15 protein-coding genes and 2 rRNA genes are annotated in these 14,649 nt (G+C 43.7%); 5 read left to right on the top strand and 12 right to left on the bottom strand.

Annotated features, from left to right (window positions below; translation table 11 throughout):
* Window positions 1-4: 4 nt before the first annotated feature.
* The 9 genes from gspK to gspC form a co-directional block, all read right to left on the bottom strand.
* Window positions 5-1,009, bottom strand: coding sequence for a type II secretion system minor pseudopilin GspK (gene gspK, locus MHM98_RS12770; RefSeq protein WP_239439735.1), 1,005 nt, complete (start codon window positions 1,007-1,009; stop codon window positions 5-7).
* Entirely contained in the window at window positions 1,009-1,635 is a 627-nt protein-coding gene (gene gspJ, locus MHM98_RS12765; RefSeq protein ID WP_239439734.1) for a type II secretion system minor pseudopilin GspJ, read from the bottom strand. Before gspJ ends, gspK begins: the two co-directional genes overlap by 1 nt.
* A complete protein-coding gene (gene gspI, locus MHM98_RS12760) occupies window positions 1,632-2,018 on the bottom strand; it encodes a type II secretion system minor pseudopilin GspI (RefSeq protein ID WP_239439733.1) in 387 nt (128 codons plus the stop codon). The genes gspJ and gspI overlap by 4 nt, the downstream gene beginning before the upstream one ends.
* Entirely contained in the window at window positions 2,011-2,631 is a 621-nt protein-coding gene (gene gspH, locus MHM98_RS12755; protein ID WP_239439732.1) for a type II secretion system minor pseudopilin GspH, read from the bottom strand. Before gspH ends, gspI begins: the two co-directional genes overlap by 8 nt.
* A gap of 10 nt (window positions 2,632-2,641) precedes the next feature.
* On the bottom strand, window positions 2,642-3,088 hold the full coding sequence (gene gspG, locus MHM98_RS12750; protein WP_239439731.1) for a type II secretion system major pseudopilin GspG: 447 nt from the start codon (window positions 3,086-3,088) through the stop codon (window positions 2,642-2,644).
* A 27-nt stretch (window positions 3,089-3,115) separates the two neighbouring features.
* A complete protein-coding gene (gene gspF / locus MHM98_RS12745; RefSeq protein ID WP_239439730.1) occupies window positions 3,116-4,330 on the bottom strand; it encodes a type II secretion system inner membrane protein GspF in 1,215 nt (404 codons plus the stop codon).
* A gap of 1 nt (window position 4,331) precedes the next feature.
* Window positions 4,332-5,882, bottom strand: a complete 1,551-nt coding sequence (gspE, locus tag MHM98_RS12740) for a type II secretion system ATPase GspE (RefSeq protein ID WP_239439729.1) — start codon at window positions 5,880-5,882, stop codon at window positions 4,332-4,334.
* Window positions 5,875-7,917 carry a type II secretion system secretin GspD gene (gene gspD, locus MHM98_RS12735; protein ID WP_239440114.1) on the bottom strand — a complete coding sequence of 681 codons (2,043 nt, stop codon included), beginning with the start codon at window positions 7,915-7,917 and terminating at the stop codon, window positions 5,875-5,877. Before gspD ends, gspE begins: the two co-directional genes overlap by 8 nt.
* 74 nt (window positions 7,918-7,991) lie before the next feature.
* Window positions 7,992-8,867 (bottom strand): type II secretion system protein GspC, encoded by an 876-nt coding sequence (gene gspC / locus MHM98_RS12730; RefSeq protein ID WP_239439728.1) that lies wholly within the window; start codon window positions 8,865-8,867, stop codon window positions 7,992-7,994.
* 198 nt (window positions 8,868-9,065) lie between these two features.
* On the opposite strand from gspC, the gene hslR reads away from it, so the two are divergent.
* From hslR to MHM98_RS12710, 4 genes are all read left to right on the top strand, one after another.
* Window positions 9,066-9,464, top strand: coding sequence for a ribosome-associated heat shock protein Hsp15 (gene hslR / locus MHM98_RS12725; protein ID WP_239439727.1), 399 nt, complete (start codon window positions 9,066-9,068; stop codon window positions 9,462-9,464).
* A gap of 22 nt (window positions 9,465-9,486) precedes the next feature.
* Window positions 9,487-10,347 carry an Hsp33 family molecular chaperone HslO gene (gene hslO / locus MHM98_RS12720; protein ID WP_239439726.1) on the top strand — a complete coding sequence of 287 codons (861 nt, stop codon included), beginning with the start codon at window positions 9,487-9,489 and terminating at the stop codon, window positions 10,345-10,347.
* 338 nt (window positions 10,348-10,685) lie between these two features.
* On the top strand, window positions 10,686-12,308 hold the full coding sequence (gene pckA, locus MHM98_RS12715) for a phosphoenolpyruvate carboxykinase (ATP) (RefSeq protein ID WP_239439725.1): 1,623 nt from the start codon (window positions 10,686-10,688) through the stop codon (window positions 12,306-12,308).
* Window positions 12,309-12,419: 111 nt separating this feature from the next.
* The gene (locus tag MHM98_RS12710) at window positions 12,420-12,599 is read left to right on the top strand and encodes an oxidoreductase-like domain-containing protein (protein ID WP_239440113.1); all 180 of its coding nucleotides are present in this window, start codon (window positions 12,420-12,422) and stop codon (window positions 12,597-12,599) included.
* On the opposite strand, the gene MHM98_RS12705 is transcribed toward MHM98_RS12710, so the two are convergent.
* Complete coding sequence (locus MHM98_RS12705; RefSeq protein ID WP_239439724.1) at window positions 12,574-12,963, bottom strand: MAPEG family protein; 390 nt, start codon at window positions 12,961-12,963, stop codon at window positions 12,574-12,576. The genes MHM98_RS12710 and MHM98_RS12705 overlap by 26 nt on opposite strands.
* 82 nt (window positions 12,964-13,045) lie before the next feature.
* Between MHM98_RS12705 and MHM98_RS12700 the strand changes: the two genes are divergently transcribed.
* Window positions 13,046-13,918 carry a DUF2927 domain-containing protein gene (locus MHM98_RS12700; protein WP_239439723.1) on the top strand — a complete coding sequence of 291 codons (873 nt, stop codon included), beginning with the start codon at window positions 13,046-13,048 and terminating at the stop codon, window positions 13,916-13,918.
* A 411-nt stretch (window positions 13,919-14,329) separates the two neighbouring features.
* Here the strand turns inward: MHM98_RS12700 and rrf are convergent.
* Both rrf and MHM98_RS12690 read right to left on the bottom strand, forming a co-directional pair.
* Window positions 14,330-14,445: ribosomal RNA gene (gene rrf, locus MHM98_RS12695) — 5S ribosomal RNA — on the bottom strand.
* 96 nt (window positions 14,446-14,541) lie between these two features.
* Window positions 14,542-14,649 (bottom strand): 23S ribosomal RNA (locus MHM98_RS12690); the annotation flags it as partial.

Raw genomic sequence — 14,649 nt, 5'->3', positions numbered from 1 at the left:
TGATCTATTTATCATTGCCTATTTGCCGTGAGACCACATGCAGTTTGCCACCGTTGTCTCGGTGATACACGCTATTGAGTGTAAAACTCTGATCTTCCACCGTATAAGTCAATGTCGCCTTAAAGTCTTGGCTTTTTATATCAAATTGTTCTTTGAGTTTGTCATCCAGCTTACCCATGCTGGTGATCTCTGGGCTATTAAAAAAATCATCAACCGATTTAAACCCTTCTGGATCACGACTGCTAAGGAGCGATTTAGCATCTTCAACAGTCATCTTGTTTTCAAACATCGCCACCAGCAATTGAGCGTGCTCTTCTTTAATCGTATTAACGTTAAGCTTATTTTCTGTATTTGGCAGCGCGCATAAATACGGAGCCACTTCACGATATATCGCCGGCGTCATGCCTTCGATAGCCAATAACTCGCTAATATCCCCTATTGGGCTGTTAGCGGTTATGTAAGGCACGGGACGACTGGAATAAGTCTCATCTTCTGCCCCGAAATTCCCCGTGATGCGACTGTCTTCGTCCACCCAATCAGCAATGGTATACGAAAGTACTTCCGCAACGTAATCTTCAATTTCTAATTGTCTTAACAATACTTCAAATTGGCGCTGTGGCAGGCTTCTTTGTTGTTGCTGGTTGTCTTCTTTTTTAGCGCCTAATGCATTGACATTAAAACAGCTATGTAAATCTCTAACTTCTCCAGACAAGGCGCCATCACTTAACGGAAACACCATGCCCTCACGCGCCCATAACTGCGACAAGTGAACCTTTTGCGGATCGTCCTTATGGTCTTCTTCTAGCACATTAAATACTAACTGTTCACCCGCCATTGCCGACCACAAGCCCTGCTGATCGGCTTGCATATTAATGCTGCGCCCCATTAGCAATTGCAGTCGTCCTGTCATGTTAGCCGCTAGGATCACCACTATGGCCACCACCAGCAATACAGTAATTAATGCAACACCGCGTTGGCGCTTAAATCCATGATTCACTAATGTTGCCATCAAGGATTACCACCTTGCGCCGTTTGAGCAACTGGGCCACCGGGCACTAAAAATTGCCAGCGAATATCACCAAAAGCCTCAGTCGTAATATCTAATGCTATGCCTTTAGGCAGCGTTGGCTTTTGCCATTCTTTTTGCCACTTCTTGGCATCAAAATATTCAATTTTAAAACCAGTAACCCCTTCGATTAGAGTGGTTACTTCCGGCTCGACACCCGCAGCTTGGTCGGGGTAGAGAAAGTGTAAGCGTTCTAGCTTGCCATCTCTCACCCGGTAGCCGACGCCTTGTAAATTGCTGCGAGGGAACATCTGCGCTGGATTTCGCCAGCCTTTACGGGTAAATACGATGCCATCCTCATCGCTTTCAAGCACGTTTTCACCCGCAAAAATATAGCGTTTTTGTGGCTTACCACCGTTTACTCGCACGCTTCGCGTCGCCATTTGCAACATATCACGCTGAATTGTCTGGTAGGTACGCTGCAATAGCGTAATGCGTTTATCTGCCTTTTGCGATGCTTGATCGCTGTCAATCACCGATGACACTACCTGTGCCGATGCAACACCAATGATGGCGACAATGGCCATTGCAATAAGTACTTCAATTAACGTGAAACCATTTTTTTTCATGATTTCGCCACCATATAAGTGGTAAGTTCAGCCAGTGCATATTCGCCTTTTTCTTCACTGAGAATTCGAATAGTCACTGCCCTAAATTTCGGATCTGGCGTTTTCACTACCTTCTGTTGCCAATACCAAGTGACATTGGCCATCTCAACATTGCCTTTCTTTTCACCAAGCTGTGGAAACTTATCTTCTAGTGATAGTTGAGTGAGATGATTATTAGCCACCCACAACGCCATGTTTTTTTGTTCGAGATAGGTCAAACTGCGAATGTGTTCACCGGCCGCATTAACAATAGCCAAAGCAGCAACAGCAAAAATCGCTAAGGCAGCCATCACTTCGATTAGGGTTAAACCACGTTGGCGCTTAAAGGCTCGATTGTTATTCATAAGATTCCTCATCATTGGAATCTAATACCGTCAACAGGCCCAGCGTATTTGCTTTAACAACGGCAAAATATTCTGCATCGCTGGTTTCTAAGTTAAAGACCTTTTCAGGATCTACAGCAAACGTCAGTCGAAATGGCGTCATTTCGCCAGAAGATAGAATAAGTAATTGCGGGATATGTGGTTTTTCTTTTTCATCTTGTTCTTGGTCAACTTCGCGTTCGGTAAACAGCGCACTCGATGAAAAGTCTTCTTGATCGGGTAACCATCTAAAGCCTTCAACTTCAGCTTCTAAAAAGATGTCTTGTAGCTCTTGTTCTTGCAGTAACTCGTCTTGCGCCGGTTGCCAGCGCTGTTCGACTAATTCAACAAAATGATATTTATCTCGCGCGAATACCACGCCGTAATCACGCCCCGATAGCACAGCTTGATCAAGGGCAATATTCGATAATGCCGCCATTTTCAGCGCGGCGCGTTTCACTTGCTCTTTGTGGCTATTGCCGCTAACCGACATCACTACAAAGCTAGTTGCTAGCCCCATAATAAGCACAACAATAAGGACCTCGATTAGGGTGAAGCCTTGTTGTCTAGTTGCTGAAATAGGGGCGCGATTCACAATGAACTACTTATTGCTCTTGTGGCTTGTCGTGCATGTTCCAGTTACCGATATCATCATCAGTACCTTCTTCACCGTCAGGACCCGCTGAGTAAATGTCGATTTTGCCGTTCTCACCAGGGCTTAACATGTAGTATTCATTGCCCCAAGGATCGTTAAATAAACGGTCAACATAACCTTCATCGCTAAAATTACGCGGGATAGGATCGATTGTTGGCTTATTCACTAACGCTTCCAAACCTTGATCTGTCGTTGGATAACTGCCGTTGTCCAAACGGTAACGCTTAAGCGCCGCTTCGTATTGGCCAATATCAGAACGTACTTTTTGGAAGTCAGCCTTTTCTTTACTGCCAAATACACTAGGAACTACCATCGCGCCTAGCAGGCCTAAAATAACGATAACTACCATTAATTCAATAAGCGTAAAACCGCCTTGTTTTTGCTTGTTGTTTTTCATAATACTCTCTCTTACTAACATTTAATACTAAGCCCCGACTAACGAGTTTAGTGCCAAAATTGGCTGTAAAATCGCAATCACGATAAAAAATACAATGACTGCCATAGTCACAACGATTGCCGGAGTAAAAATACCCAAGGCGATATTAGCCGTTGCTTCAAATTCTCGATCTTGGTTGTCAGCGGCGCGGCCGAGCATTTGCTCAAGCTCACCACTTTTTTCACCTGATGCAATCATATGGAGCATCATCGGTGGAAATAGTTTCGTTTGGGTCAACGACGCGCGCAGGCTTGAACCCTCACGAACATAATTTGCTGCATCTAAAATTGCCGCTCGCATGTGTTGATTTGCCAATACCTCAGCGGAAATTTTCATACTTTCGAGTAATGGCACACTCGAAGACGTTAAGATACTTAACGTTCGAGCAAAGCGGGCGGTGTTAACACCACGAGACACTTTACCAATCACCGCCATACTAAGAATGCGTTTGTGAACTTTAAGCTCAAATGCTTCATTTTTGAGGCGCTGTTTAAACAAAACAATACCAACAATAATCAAACCGACGATTATCAAACCATAGTCGCGGACAAAATCACTTAAGGTAATTAACAGCTGAGTCGCCCAAGGCAAATCCTGTGACATGTGATCGAACTGCTGCACCACTTGTGGCACCACCAGCGCCAGTAATAATGCAATAACGCCAATAGCAACTGTAGTTAACATGACAGGATAAATCATCGCCTGCATTAACTTGCTGCGCATTGCTTGGCGCTGCTCAGTGTAATCGGCCAGACGATTTAATACGGTATCGAGATGACCCGATTTTTCCCCCGCAGCCACCATCGCCGTGTAAAGTTTTTCAAATACATCGGGATATTCAGCCATCGAATCGGCAAGGCTATATCCTTCTACTACGCGACTACGCACCGCCATCACAATAGATTTAACTTTGGCTTCTTCACATTGCTCAGCCACGGCTTGCAGACTTTCTTCGATTGGTAAAGATGATTGAACTAAGGTAGCCAATTGACGTGTTACAAGGGCAAGATCAGCGGCGCTAATTTTTTTAGCAAACAAGCTGCTTTTCTTCTTAGTCGTCACGCTAGCCACTTGATTTACTTCAAGCGGCATCAAACCTTTATCGCGCAATTGCTGGCGAATTTGACGCGACGAGTCAGCCTCTAATACGCCCTTTAGCTGCTTTCCTTGCTTGTTTAGCGCTTTGTACTCAAATGCTGCCACGCTATTCTTCCCTTGTTACTCGTAATACTTCTTCAAGCGTTGTAATACCCGCTAGCACTTTAGATACACCGTCGCCGCGAATACCTGCACTCACGGTACGCGCCTGACGCTCGATTTCAGATTCACTGGCGCCGTTGTGGATCATTTCGCGCACCACATCATCAACTTCAAGTAACTCGTGAATACCAGTACGGCCTTTATAGCCCGTGTAGTTACATGATTCACAACCTTTCGGTCGATAAATAATGGTTGGCTCTGATTTACCCAATAAAGCTAATTCTGCTTCATCGGCATGGTGCTCTTCGCGACAGTCTTCACATAAAGTACGCACAAGACGCTGCGCTAACACACCTAGTAAACTCGAAGATAATAAGAAGGTTTCAACACCCATATCTTGCAGACGCGTTACTGCGCCAACAGCTGTGTTAGTATGCAGCGTCGACATCACTAAGTGACCGGTTAAACTGGCTTGTACTGCAATTTGCGCCGTTTCTAAATCACGGATCTCACCAATCATTACCACATCGGGATCCTGACGTAAGATAGCGCGCAGTCCACGCGCAAAAGTCATATCAACCTTGGCATTCACCTGTGTTTGACCAATACCATCGATGTTGTACTCGATAGGATCTTCAACAGTCAGAATATTACGATCTTTACTGTTTAAATCAGTTAGACCAGCATACAAGGTGGTACTCTTACCTGAGCCTGTTGGGCCGGTAACAAGGATAATTCCGTGTGGACGGTGAATAAGATGGTTAAAGCGCTCACGCACGCTTTCAGTCATCCCGAGATCTTTGAGGTTTAAACGCGCTTGGTTCTTATCGAGTAAACGCAATACCACACGTTCACCATGACTCGACGGCATTGTCGATACACGCACATCAACACCGCGACCGGCAATGCGCAGCGAAATACGACCATCTTGTGGCACACGCTTTTCAGCGATATCTAGACGCGCCATAACCTTAATACGAGAAACCAATAGAGAAGCCAATTTGCGATTAGGCTTTAGCACTTCACGCAGAATACCATCAACGCGAAAACGAATAGTCAGCTGCTTTTCGAAAGTCTCAATGTGAACATCACTGGCACCTTCTTTAATGGCTTCACTAAGCGTTGCGTTAATCAGTTTGATGATCGGCGCATCGTCTTCCGACTCAAGTAAATCTTGAGTTTCGGTTAGCTCGTCGGCCAGGGTAAAGAGGTCAACGTCATTACCGAGATCTTCAACTAACTGCTGAGTCTGTGAAGTATCGTGTTGATACTTGATCGTTAAATCACGCTCAAAATCATCAGAAGAGAGTTTAATCAATTGCGCGTCATGACCCACAAAACGCCGTGCTTCCATTAAGCCAGCTAATTCTGTTGCATCACTATAGTAAATAGCAGTGCGTTCTTCTTCGCGCTCAAGCAACACTTGATGACGCTTAGCGAACGCAAAACTAAATTCGCCAGCACTTACAATCTCATCAGCTTGCTCGACAACGTCTTGCTCATTGGCATCTACCGCTTCGATGAGTTCTGCGTCTTCTCGCACGTCATTATTCATCGTTTTTCTCTGTAGGCTTACCAGTCATCTTTTCGTTGTGCTCATCAACAAAGTCTTGCAATGATTTTGGCAACTTAATATCAGCAGGATCTTCGTTAATTACTGGCTGGTCGGTAAACGGCATTAATGAAATACCATCTTCTCGTTGAGACAGTTGCTCGGCACGGATCATATTGTATTTTCTAGAGCTTAATTGCTGCATAGTTGCGGCATCTCGAATAATTGTCGGCTTAATGAAAATCATTAGGTTACGTTTATTCTTACTACTCTTAGTCGAGCGAAATAGATGCCCTAACACAGGAATATCGCCCAGTAGCGGTACTTTAGATTCTGTTTCTTGCACGTCTTCATCAATCAAACCGCCAATAACTACGATTTGACCATCATCAACCATTACAGTTGTGGTTACTGAACGTTTTGAGAAAATAACATCAACTGCAGTACCAGCAGTGCCGCCTTTAACGCCAGAAACTTCTTGTTCAATCTTAAGTTGTACCGCATCACCTTCGTTGATTTGTGGTGTTACTTTAAGTTTGATACCAACTTCTTTACGCTCAATAGTTTGGAATGGATTACTATTGTTATTGCTTGCCGCTGAGCCCGTAATTACCGGCACTTCTTCACCAACTACAAAGTCTGCTTCTTGGTTATCAAGCGTCGTAATGTTCGGGGTTGCTAAAATATTAGAGGTTGAAGCCGCACTAACCGCTTGAATAACCGCGCCCCAATCGCCTTTTACAAAACCAGCCAGTGCACCGTTTACGCCGCCTAGAACATTTTGCAGTAAGGTGTAATCACCACGCTGTACGACTTCTTTATTTACCGTCTCACCACCATTCGCATCACGAACGGTAGAGCCTGGAACGGTTTCATCGCGAGCCGCAATAGCACCAGCAGCAATCTGGCTAACGCCTGCACCACCATTATTAAATTGGATCATGCCGCCATCAGCACTTGCCCATTGCACGCCCAAATCGATACCGTCGCCTTCACTAACCTCAACGATAATAGCTTCTACATTGATTTGCGCACGGCGGAAATCAAGTTGACGAATAACGCCTTCTAAACTGCGCATGACATCTGGTTGAGCGGTGATTACCAACGAGTTAGTATCTTCATGCGCTTGAATGTTGACGTCACGCTTGGAGTTTTTAGATTTTGATTTACTCGAAGAAGTGCCATTCTTTATTGAATCAGCAACGCCAGTTAATACTTTCACCACCTCTTTTGCTTGAGCATAACGCAGGTGAACAACCTTGGTATTACCCGAACTTTCTTGTTCATTATCAAGTCGCTTAACAAGAGATACAGCACGATCCCGCGCGCGTTTTTCACCACTCACTACCACACTATTAGTACGCTCGTCGGCGACTAATTTCGGGGTAAGTTGATTGGCAGATTTAGATTTACTGCCACCAGTATTGGTAATAATGGTTTCAATAATGCGTACTAGCTCAGGTGCAGAAGCGTATTTTAGTTTAACGATAGAAACTTCTTGGTCACCTTGCTTATCAACGCGGCGGATCATTTCCACAATGCGATTCACTTTTGACGCACGGCCAGTCAGCATAATCACGTTAGAAGCATCATGCGCGACGATATTACCACCGCCGCTGTTATCATTTAGCTGACGCAAGATAGGGGTGAGATCACGAACAGGCACGTTATATACAGGCACAATACGCGTTACCATTTCATCGCCAACACCTGTGTCATTAGGGCCAATCACTGGAATGGCAGATGATTTCGCTTCTTTGTCTTTAATAATTTTGAGAATGTTGTTATCCATCTCAACCACAGCATAGCCATAAACCTCTAACACGCTTAAGAAGAATTGGTAGTACTGCTCTTCGTTAAAGGTCTCGTAGCTACGAACGTTAATTTTACCGCGTACATTTGGCTCAATAATGATAGTTTTATTCAGTGCGCGACCAACAGTATTAATGAACTCATTAATATCGGTGCCTTTGAAGCTAGCTGAATACTGGCTCGCAATAGTAGTTGCTGGCAGTGCCATTAAACTCGCCATTAACATAGCGGCTGCACATTTATTCGGTGAGAAAAAGCGTCTCTTTCCAGACATGTTATTATTTCCTTGGCGATGCATTGCTATGGCAATGCAAATTCTATATCGGTTAACTGACCATCGCGCTCAACGGTGATCATAATATTATTCATGTTGCGCAATTCACTCATCACGCGAATCGACTGTGTTGGATCAGATAAATCGTATCCATTAATAGCAACGGCAAGATCTCGCGGTTTTAAACCAGAAGCGCGGAACAGCTCAGGATTGCGACCTGGGTTTAATCGATAACCCTTCACTTTTCCGTTAGTGCTCACAGGGCTAATGGCTATGTAGTCCATGATTTTTCCAGGATCTGCCAAAATTTCTTGTCGCGTTTTCGAAAACTTACTACCCAATTGTTTCTTCGGGCCAGCTGATAGTTGTTTACGATTAGTTTGAGTTGCTGGCTTAGGCTTCGAATAATCAAAACCGTCAAGCATTAGCGTTTCGTAACGACCATTGTTTTTAAGTATCACGCGATCGTGATGAATTTCAGCAATACTGGCACGCGATGATGGGACCTTCTGATTTATCACGTAAGTATCTTGTTTTGCTTGATACTCAATGATCGCCATCGATCGTTTCACATCGTTATTAGCTACCACGCCTGTCAGCGTCATATTGAGTGATGTCTTGGGCGCGTCAGTAATTTCTTGCTGTGGTTGCTCTTCAACTGGCTGAGCATTAGGTTTGCCAAACCAATGAAAGTTCGAAAAATTTATCGATGAAGTTGCGCTGCCGCCTTGGGTGACCGAAGGCGGCTGCCATGGAGCATGCGTAGAATTAGGAGTCAAAACCAACCAAGTCAATTTGGCCGCGTAATAAATCGCCAAGATAATCAAGATACTGGTGATTAAGGCAACAATTTTTGAAAGATTTTTCGTCGAATAGGCGATTATTTTATTTATAGTTAACATTAAATATCACAGTAAAATTACTAACTTAGCATAACGAAGAATCTGGATATGCGAATTATTATCAAAGACACAACACTATACTAAGTTATTGCCTGCGTCACAACCATTGAAATCGCTATCTATCGTCCCCAAATCAGCATAGAAAAAAAACACGAATTGTGTTAATTTTTGCGGAACTTTTTATGACGTAGGAACACCATGAATTTAGCTGAAAAATCATCTCTTTCTGTCCGATTAGATAAGTGGTTGTGGGCAGCTAGATTCTATAAAACACGTTCTATTGCCCGTGACATGATTCAGTCGGGTAAAGTGTCTTATAACAATCAACGCAGCAAGCCGAGTAAAATCGTCGAGGTTGGTGCAATGATTACCCTGCGTCAGGGAAATGAAGTGAAAGAAGTAGAAATTCTTCAGTTAAGTGACCAACGCCGTGGCGCTCCCATCGCACAAACGCTTTACGAAGAAACAGCGCAAAGTGTCACTAAACGACAGCAAAATGCCGAACTACGTAAACTTCATGCGCTCGATAATCCACATCCAGACAAGCGCCCAGACAAAAAGCAACGCCGAAAAATTATTCAATTTAAAAACCAGTAGTTTTAAATAGCACCGGAACACTATGAACGATCAATTAAACCGTTATCTATTTGATAACGTCCACGTACGTGGCGAACTTGCGCAAGTCTCTAACACTTATCGCGAAATCATTAACAATCACGACTACCCGGCAGCGGTGAATACATTGCTTGGCCAATTGCTAGCAGCAACATCAATGTTAACGGCATTGCTAAAATTTGAAGGAGATATCGCCGTTCAAATCCAAGGCGAAGGTCCAATTCCTGCGATGGTTGTCAATGGTAATGATCAACAAGAACTACGTGCAGTTGCCAATGTCACTGGTGAAGTAACCACTGATAAACTAACCGATTTGTTCAAAAAAGGTTACATGGTCATTACCATCACACCTAAGCAAGGTGAACGTTACCAAGGTATTGTTGCGGTAGATAAAGACACTATCGCGGAAGTACTAGAATCATACTTCGCCCAATCTGAGCAATTAAAAACTAACTTTTGGTTATTCGCTAACGAAGAAAACGCCGCAGGCATGATGCTGCAAGCCCTACCAGAAGAAAGCCAAGCAGATGATGACGGCTACGATAACCTGCATCAGCTTAGTGCGACCATTAAAGATGAAGAGTTATTTGAACTAGAGCCACAAGTAATCCTAACTCGTCTGTATCACCAAGAGGAAGTGCGCATCTTCGATCCTCAAGATGTTAGCTTCAACTGTACATGTTCTGTTGAACGCAGCGGTTCGGCAATTATTTCTATTGGCCGTGAAGAAGCAGAAGCAATTATTACTGAGCAAGGTAGTATCCAAATGCACTGTGATTACTGTAATACTAAATACGAATTTGGCAGTGAAGATGTTGCTCAATTGTTTCACGATCCATCAGAAAACAGCGACCAACTGCACTAATAAATTTACACTCAGTTAACAAACTATTAAATTTATCATCTCAATCTAAAAGCCTGATTTAAAAATCGGGCTTTTTTACGCCTTAAAATCACCAAAATGAAAGACTTTCACCTCGACTTTCATTAATTTTTTTCGAGTATGCTATCGAGCTCAAACCCAAGCCAAACAAGGCATTAGACTAATTACCTAAGCAGTGTAAAGCACTTAATGACATTTTTATTAAATACGTGGTTTAAATCACACCCTAAGATCCTGTACAATCGCGTCAGCCAAATGGCTAGATTACCAAACCTTGATGTAACCATTACATACAACTTACCACCCTTAGGAGCTAAAAAATGACCGTCGCCACAGCTGGTAACAATACCACTATCGATTTAACTCAATATGGTATTAACGACGTCCAAGAGATTGTTTACAACCCTTCTTACGATCAACTGTTTGAAGAAGAAACAAAAGCCACACTTTCTGGCTATGATAAAGGCGTAGTGACGCAATCGGGTGCAGTATCAGTAGATACAGGGATTTTTACTGGCCGTTCGCCAAAAGACAAATACATTGTTCGCGACGACGTAACGCGCGACACAGTATGGTGGTCAGATCAAGGTAAAAACGACAACAAACCAATGACTCCTGAAACTTGGGATTCACTAAAAGGTTTAGTTTCAACACAACTATCAGGCAAGCGCCTATTTGTTGTTGACACATTTTGTGGTGCCAATGAAGATACGCGCCTAAAAGTTCGCTTCATCACTGAGGTTGCATGGCAAGCTCACTTCGTTAAAAACATGTTCATCCGTCCATCAGAAGAAGAGTTAGAAACTTTCGTACCTGATTTTGTGGTAATGAACGGTGCAAAAACAACGAATCCAAACTGGAAAGAGCAGGGCTTAAATTCAGAGAACTTCGTTGCCTTTAACCTAACAGAGCGCATGCAGCTAATCGGCGGTACTTGGTACGGTGGCGAAATGAAGAAAGGTATGTTCTCAATGATGAACTACCTATTACCATTAAAAGGCATCGCCTCAATGCACTGTAGTGCTAACGTTGGTAAAGACGGTGACACAGCGGTATTCTTCGGACTATCTGGTACAGGTAAAACTACCCTATCAACAGATCCTAAGCGTCAATTAATCGGTGACGACGAGCACGGTTGGGATGACAACGGCGTATTTAACTTCGAAGGCGGTTGTTACGCGAAAACGATCAACCTAAGCGAAGAAAACGAACCAGATATCTACAATGCAATCCGTCGCGATGCGCTATTAGAAAACGTGACAGTAGATAGCGATGGTAAGATCGATTACGACGATAACTCAAAAACAGAGAACACTCGTGTTTCTTACCCAATCTACCACATCGATAACATCGTTAAGCCGGTATCAAAAGCAGGTCACGCTAAGAAAGTTATTTTCTTAACTGCTGATGCGTTCGGTGTATTACCACCAGTATCTAAATTAACGCCTGAGCAAACACGTTACTACTTCCTATCTGGTTTCACAGCGAAACTAGCAGGTACTGAGCGCGGTATTACCGAACCAACGCCAACATTCTCTTCGTGTTTCGGCGCGGCGTTCCTAACGCTTCACCCAACACAATATGCTGAAGTTTTAACTAAGCGTATGGAAGATGCAGGCGCTACTGCATACCTAGTAAACACTGGTTGGAACGGTACTGGCAAGCGTATCTCTATCAAAGCTACTCGCGCTATTATCGATGCGATCCTAGACGGCTCAATCGACAACGCTGAGTGTCAAACACTTCCTCACTTCAACCTAAGCGTTCCAACTAACGTTGAGGGTGTAGAAGGTGATATCCTGGATCCACGCGATACTTACCAAGATGCAGCCGAGTGGGAAGAAAAAGCTCAAGATCTTGCTAAGCGCTTCGTAAATAACTTCGAGAAATTCACTGATACTGAAGAAGGTAAATCATTAGTAGCAGCAGGCCCAAGCCTCTAATTAAAGCGATTAACTAGCTTCCAAAGCCGCCCTACAAAACGTAGTGGCGGCTTTTTTATTATCAGCACAACAGTGTTAAACTACTCATTAATGTTGCAAGAAGAAGTAATGATGACTGATTTAATTGAAAAGCCTGAAAAACCACTTGATGACGACTGCTGTGGCGGTGGCGCCTGCTGTCCATGTGTGTGGGACCATTTCTATGAACAGATGAGCCTCTATCGCAAACAACAACGTGCATTAGCCGCAGATGCAGAACAAACAGCTAAAAGCTCAGACACTGCCAAATAATCGCAAAACTAGCTACGGTTCCAATGCCCCACACTATGGAACGGATAATGTTGATATCAAACCAATACAGCACACAGTAAAGTACCCTCGCCACTAAATGTGTGACTCCCAAATAGATGACCACCTCATTTGTCGTGTTGGTCGCCATCGCCGTAGCCATCGCAACCCCAAAAATGATTAACGCTTCGAATGAATTCTGATGCGCAGCAAGTGCTCGTGCCCCAAAACCAGTGAGTTGTGATTGCTGCTGTCTAGGATGGCGATTGTCATACCCACCTTTTCGATGCATTGCAAGCGCTACTGGAATTTTCGCTAAAAATGGTAACAAGGTACTAATAAAAGTAATCAAAATAAGCGTGTTCATTATTTGCCCCACGTGTTAATTTTCGTCATAGTAAATAAAAAGTAAATTCAACACAAACACACACCATTTACTGAGGTAAAAATTGAAAGTTTTCACTTGCGTATTAGCCGTTGTATTGAGCTTAATACCCGCCCAATACTTATACGCAAAGACTAAAGCTTGGCCAGATCTTGGCTATATCAGCGATAGTTTTTTCGAAGTTGGCTTAGGATCAGAATACGGCGATAGCCCAAACCAAAACCTCAGAAAATGGAATACACCACTTAAAATCTACGTCGAACATCAAATTGGTGACAAACAGTTACACAACCAATTACTCAACGCTCACATAAAACAACTCAGAGACATTACGCAATTCGATATACAGCGTGTAAATAACAAGTCCGATGCAAATGTCTTTTATTACTTCACGCGACAATCAGCCCTATCAGAGCTCGTTGAAACTGAAGTAGGCGCATCAGCAGTTGAATACCTGCACGGTGCTATTTGCTTAGCGAACGTGAAAACCGATCGTAGTAATTTTATTACATCTGCCCACATCTTCATTCCAGTCGACCAAGCTCGGATGCATGGCAAACTCGTCGCCTGTATCGTAGAGGAACTCACCCAAGCATTAGGACTAATTCGAGACTCAGAATTAGTCTTCCCTTCGATCTTTAACGACAAAACAAGGAACGCACTGTTAACCGGCTTAGACGAGATTTTATTAAGACTCTTTAGCGAAAAACGCGTCAAGGCAGGTATGTCGAAACAAGAACTCAAACCTGTCATTGATGCCTTACTCAAGCAATACCAACGACAAGGGCTCATTTCAAGTGCTGAACTGCGTGTTCAACAAGGGGAGCTATACGAAATGCTCGGTTTCAAACGCAGAACGGCAGTGAGACCAACACGCACAATACGACAAAGTAAGCCACTCAACGCATTAGAAATGCTCAAGGCCGCTAACAACTAAAATTCCTGGACAGAGTTAAGTACCTGCGAAGAAGCAACTGTCACTCATTCTTCGAGCGAATAATACATTGAGTAATTATAGAAATGCGTAAGAGCGGCGTCCTACTCAGGTAAGCCGAGACCGTTAGTCCAGCGGACTAACGCAGCTCGGTTTACCAAGTTGGGGAAGCCCCACGCTGTGTTGTAGTATTTGTGAAAGAACCGTAACTATATTGCATGCCGAAGTCCCTTGAATAAGTTTCAAGGAAACGAGGTATGCCCAAGTTGATTCGCGAGCAACGATCGCTTGCCGACATGGATGTCGGTAGTAGAGCAACGCAAGAGCATGTTGCCGAGTTTCGGCGCTAAGTCGTTTCACAAACAGAAAACAAAAAAGCCGCTACATTTCTGCAGCGGCTTTCTCTAAATAGGTGACTGGCAATGTCCTACTCTCACATGGGGAAGCCCCACACTACCATCGGCGCTAAATCGTTTCACTACTGAGTTCGGAATGGGATCAGGTGGGACCAATTTGCTATGGTTACCAGTCTAATAAGTTACAATTTCGAAAACTGATAGTCTGTTCTTTACAACACAACAAGTATCTCGTTAATTTCTGAGACATCAAAACACATTAGGTGTTGTATGATTAAGCCTCACGGGTCATTAGTACGGGTTAGCTCAACGCCTCACAACGCTTACACACCCCGCCTATCAACGTCGTAGTCTCCGACGGCCCTTCAGTTGACTCTA

The sequence above is a fragment of the Psychrobium sp. MM17-31 genome, assembly GCF_022347785.1.
Lineage (GTDB): Bacteria > Pseudomonadota > Gammaproteobacteria > Enterobacterales > Psychrobiaceae > Psychrobium.
The sequence above is the reverse complement of the archived record's forward strand: the minus strand, read 5'-3'. Positions and strand labels throughout refer to the sequence as shown.

What these genes read in the sequence shown, in the direction of transcription:
- gspK (WP_239439735.1), bottom strand. Translation starts at nt 1,009, where the DNA reads ATGGCAACATTAGTGAATCATGGATTTAAGCGCCAACGCGGTGTTGCA.
- gspJ (WP_239439734.1), bottom strand. Translation starts at nt 1,635, where the DNA reads ATGAAAAAAAATGGTTTCACGTTAATTGAAGTACTTATTGCAATGGCC.
- gspI (WP_239439733.1), bottom strand. Translation starts at nt 2,018, where the DNA reads ATGAATAACAATCGAGCCTTTAAGCGCCAACGTGGTTTAACCCTAATC.
- gspG (WP_239439731.1), bottom strand. Translation starts at nt 3,088, where the DNA reads ATGAAAAACAACAAGCAAAAACAAGGCGGTTTTACGCTTATTGAATTA.
- gspE (WP_239439729.1), bottom strand. Translation starts at nt 5,882, where the DNA reads ATGAATAATGACGTGCGAGAAGACGCAGAACTCATCGAAGCGGTAGAT.
- gspD (WP_239440114.1), bottom strand. Translation starts at nt 7,917, where the DNA reads ATGTTAATGGCGAGTTTAATGGCACTGCCAGCAACTACTATTGCGAGC.
- gspC (WP_239439728.1), bottom strand. Translation starts at nt 8,867, where the DNA reads ATGTTAACTATAAATAAAATAATCGCCTATTCGACGAAAAATCTTTCA.
- hslR (WP_239439727.1), top strand. Translation starts at nt 9,066, where the DNA reads ATGAATTTAGCTGAAAAATCATCTCTTTCTGTCCGATTAGATAAGTGG.
- hslO (WP_239439726.1), top strand. Translation starts at nt 9,487, where the DNA reads ATGAACGATCAATTAAACCGTTATCTATTTGATAACGTCCACGTACGT.
- pckA (WP_239439725.1), top strand. Translation starts at nt 10,686, where the DNA reads ATGACCGTCGCCACAGCTGGTAACAATACCACTATCGATTTAACTCAA.
- MHM98_RS12710 (WP_239440113.1), top strand. Translation starts at nt 12,420, where the DNA reads ATGACTGATTTAATTGAAAAGCCTGAAAAACCACTTGATGACGACTGC.
- MHM98_RS12705 (WP_239439724.1), bottom strand. Translation starts at nt 12,963, where the DNA reads ATGAACACGCTTATTTTGATTACTTTTATTAGTACCTTGTTACCATTT.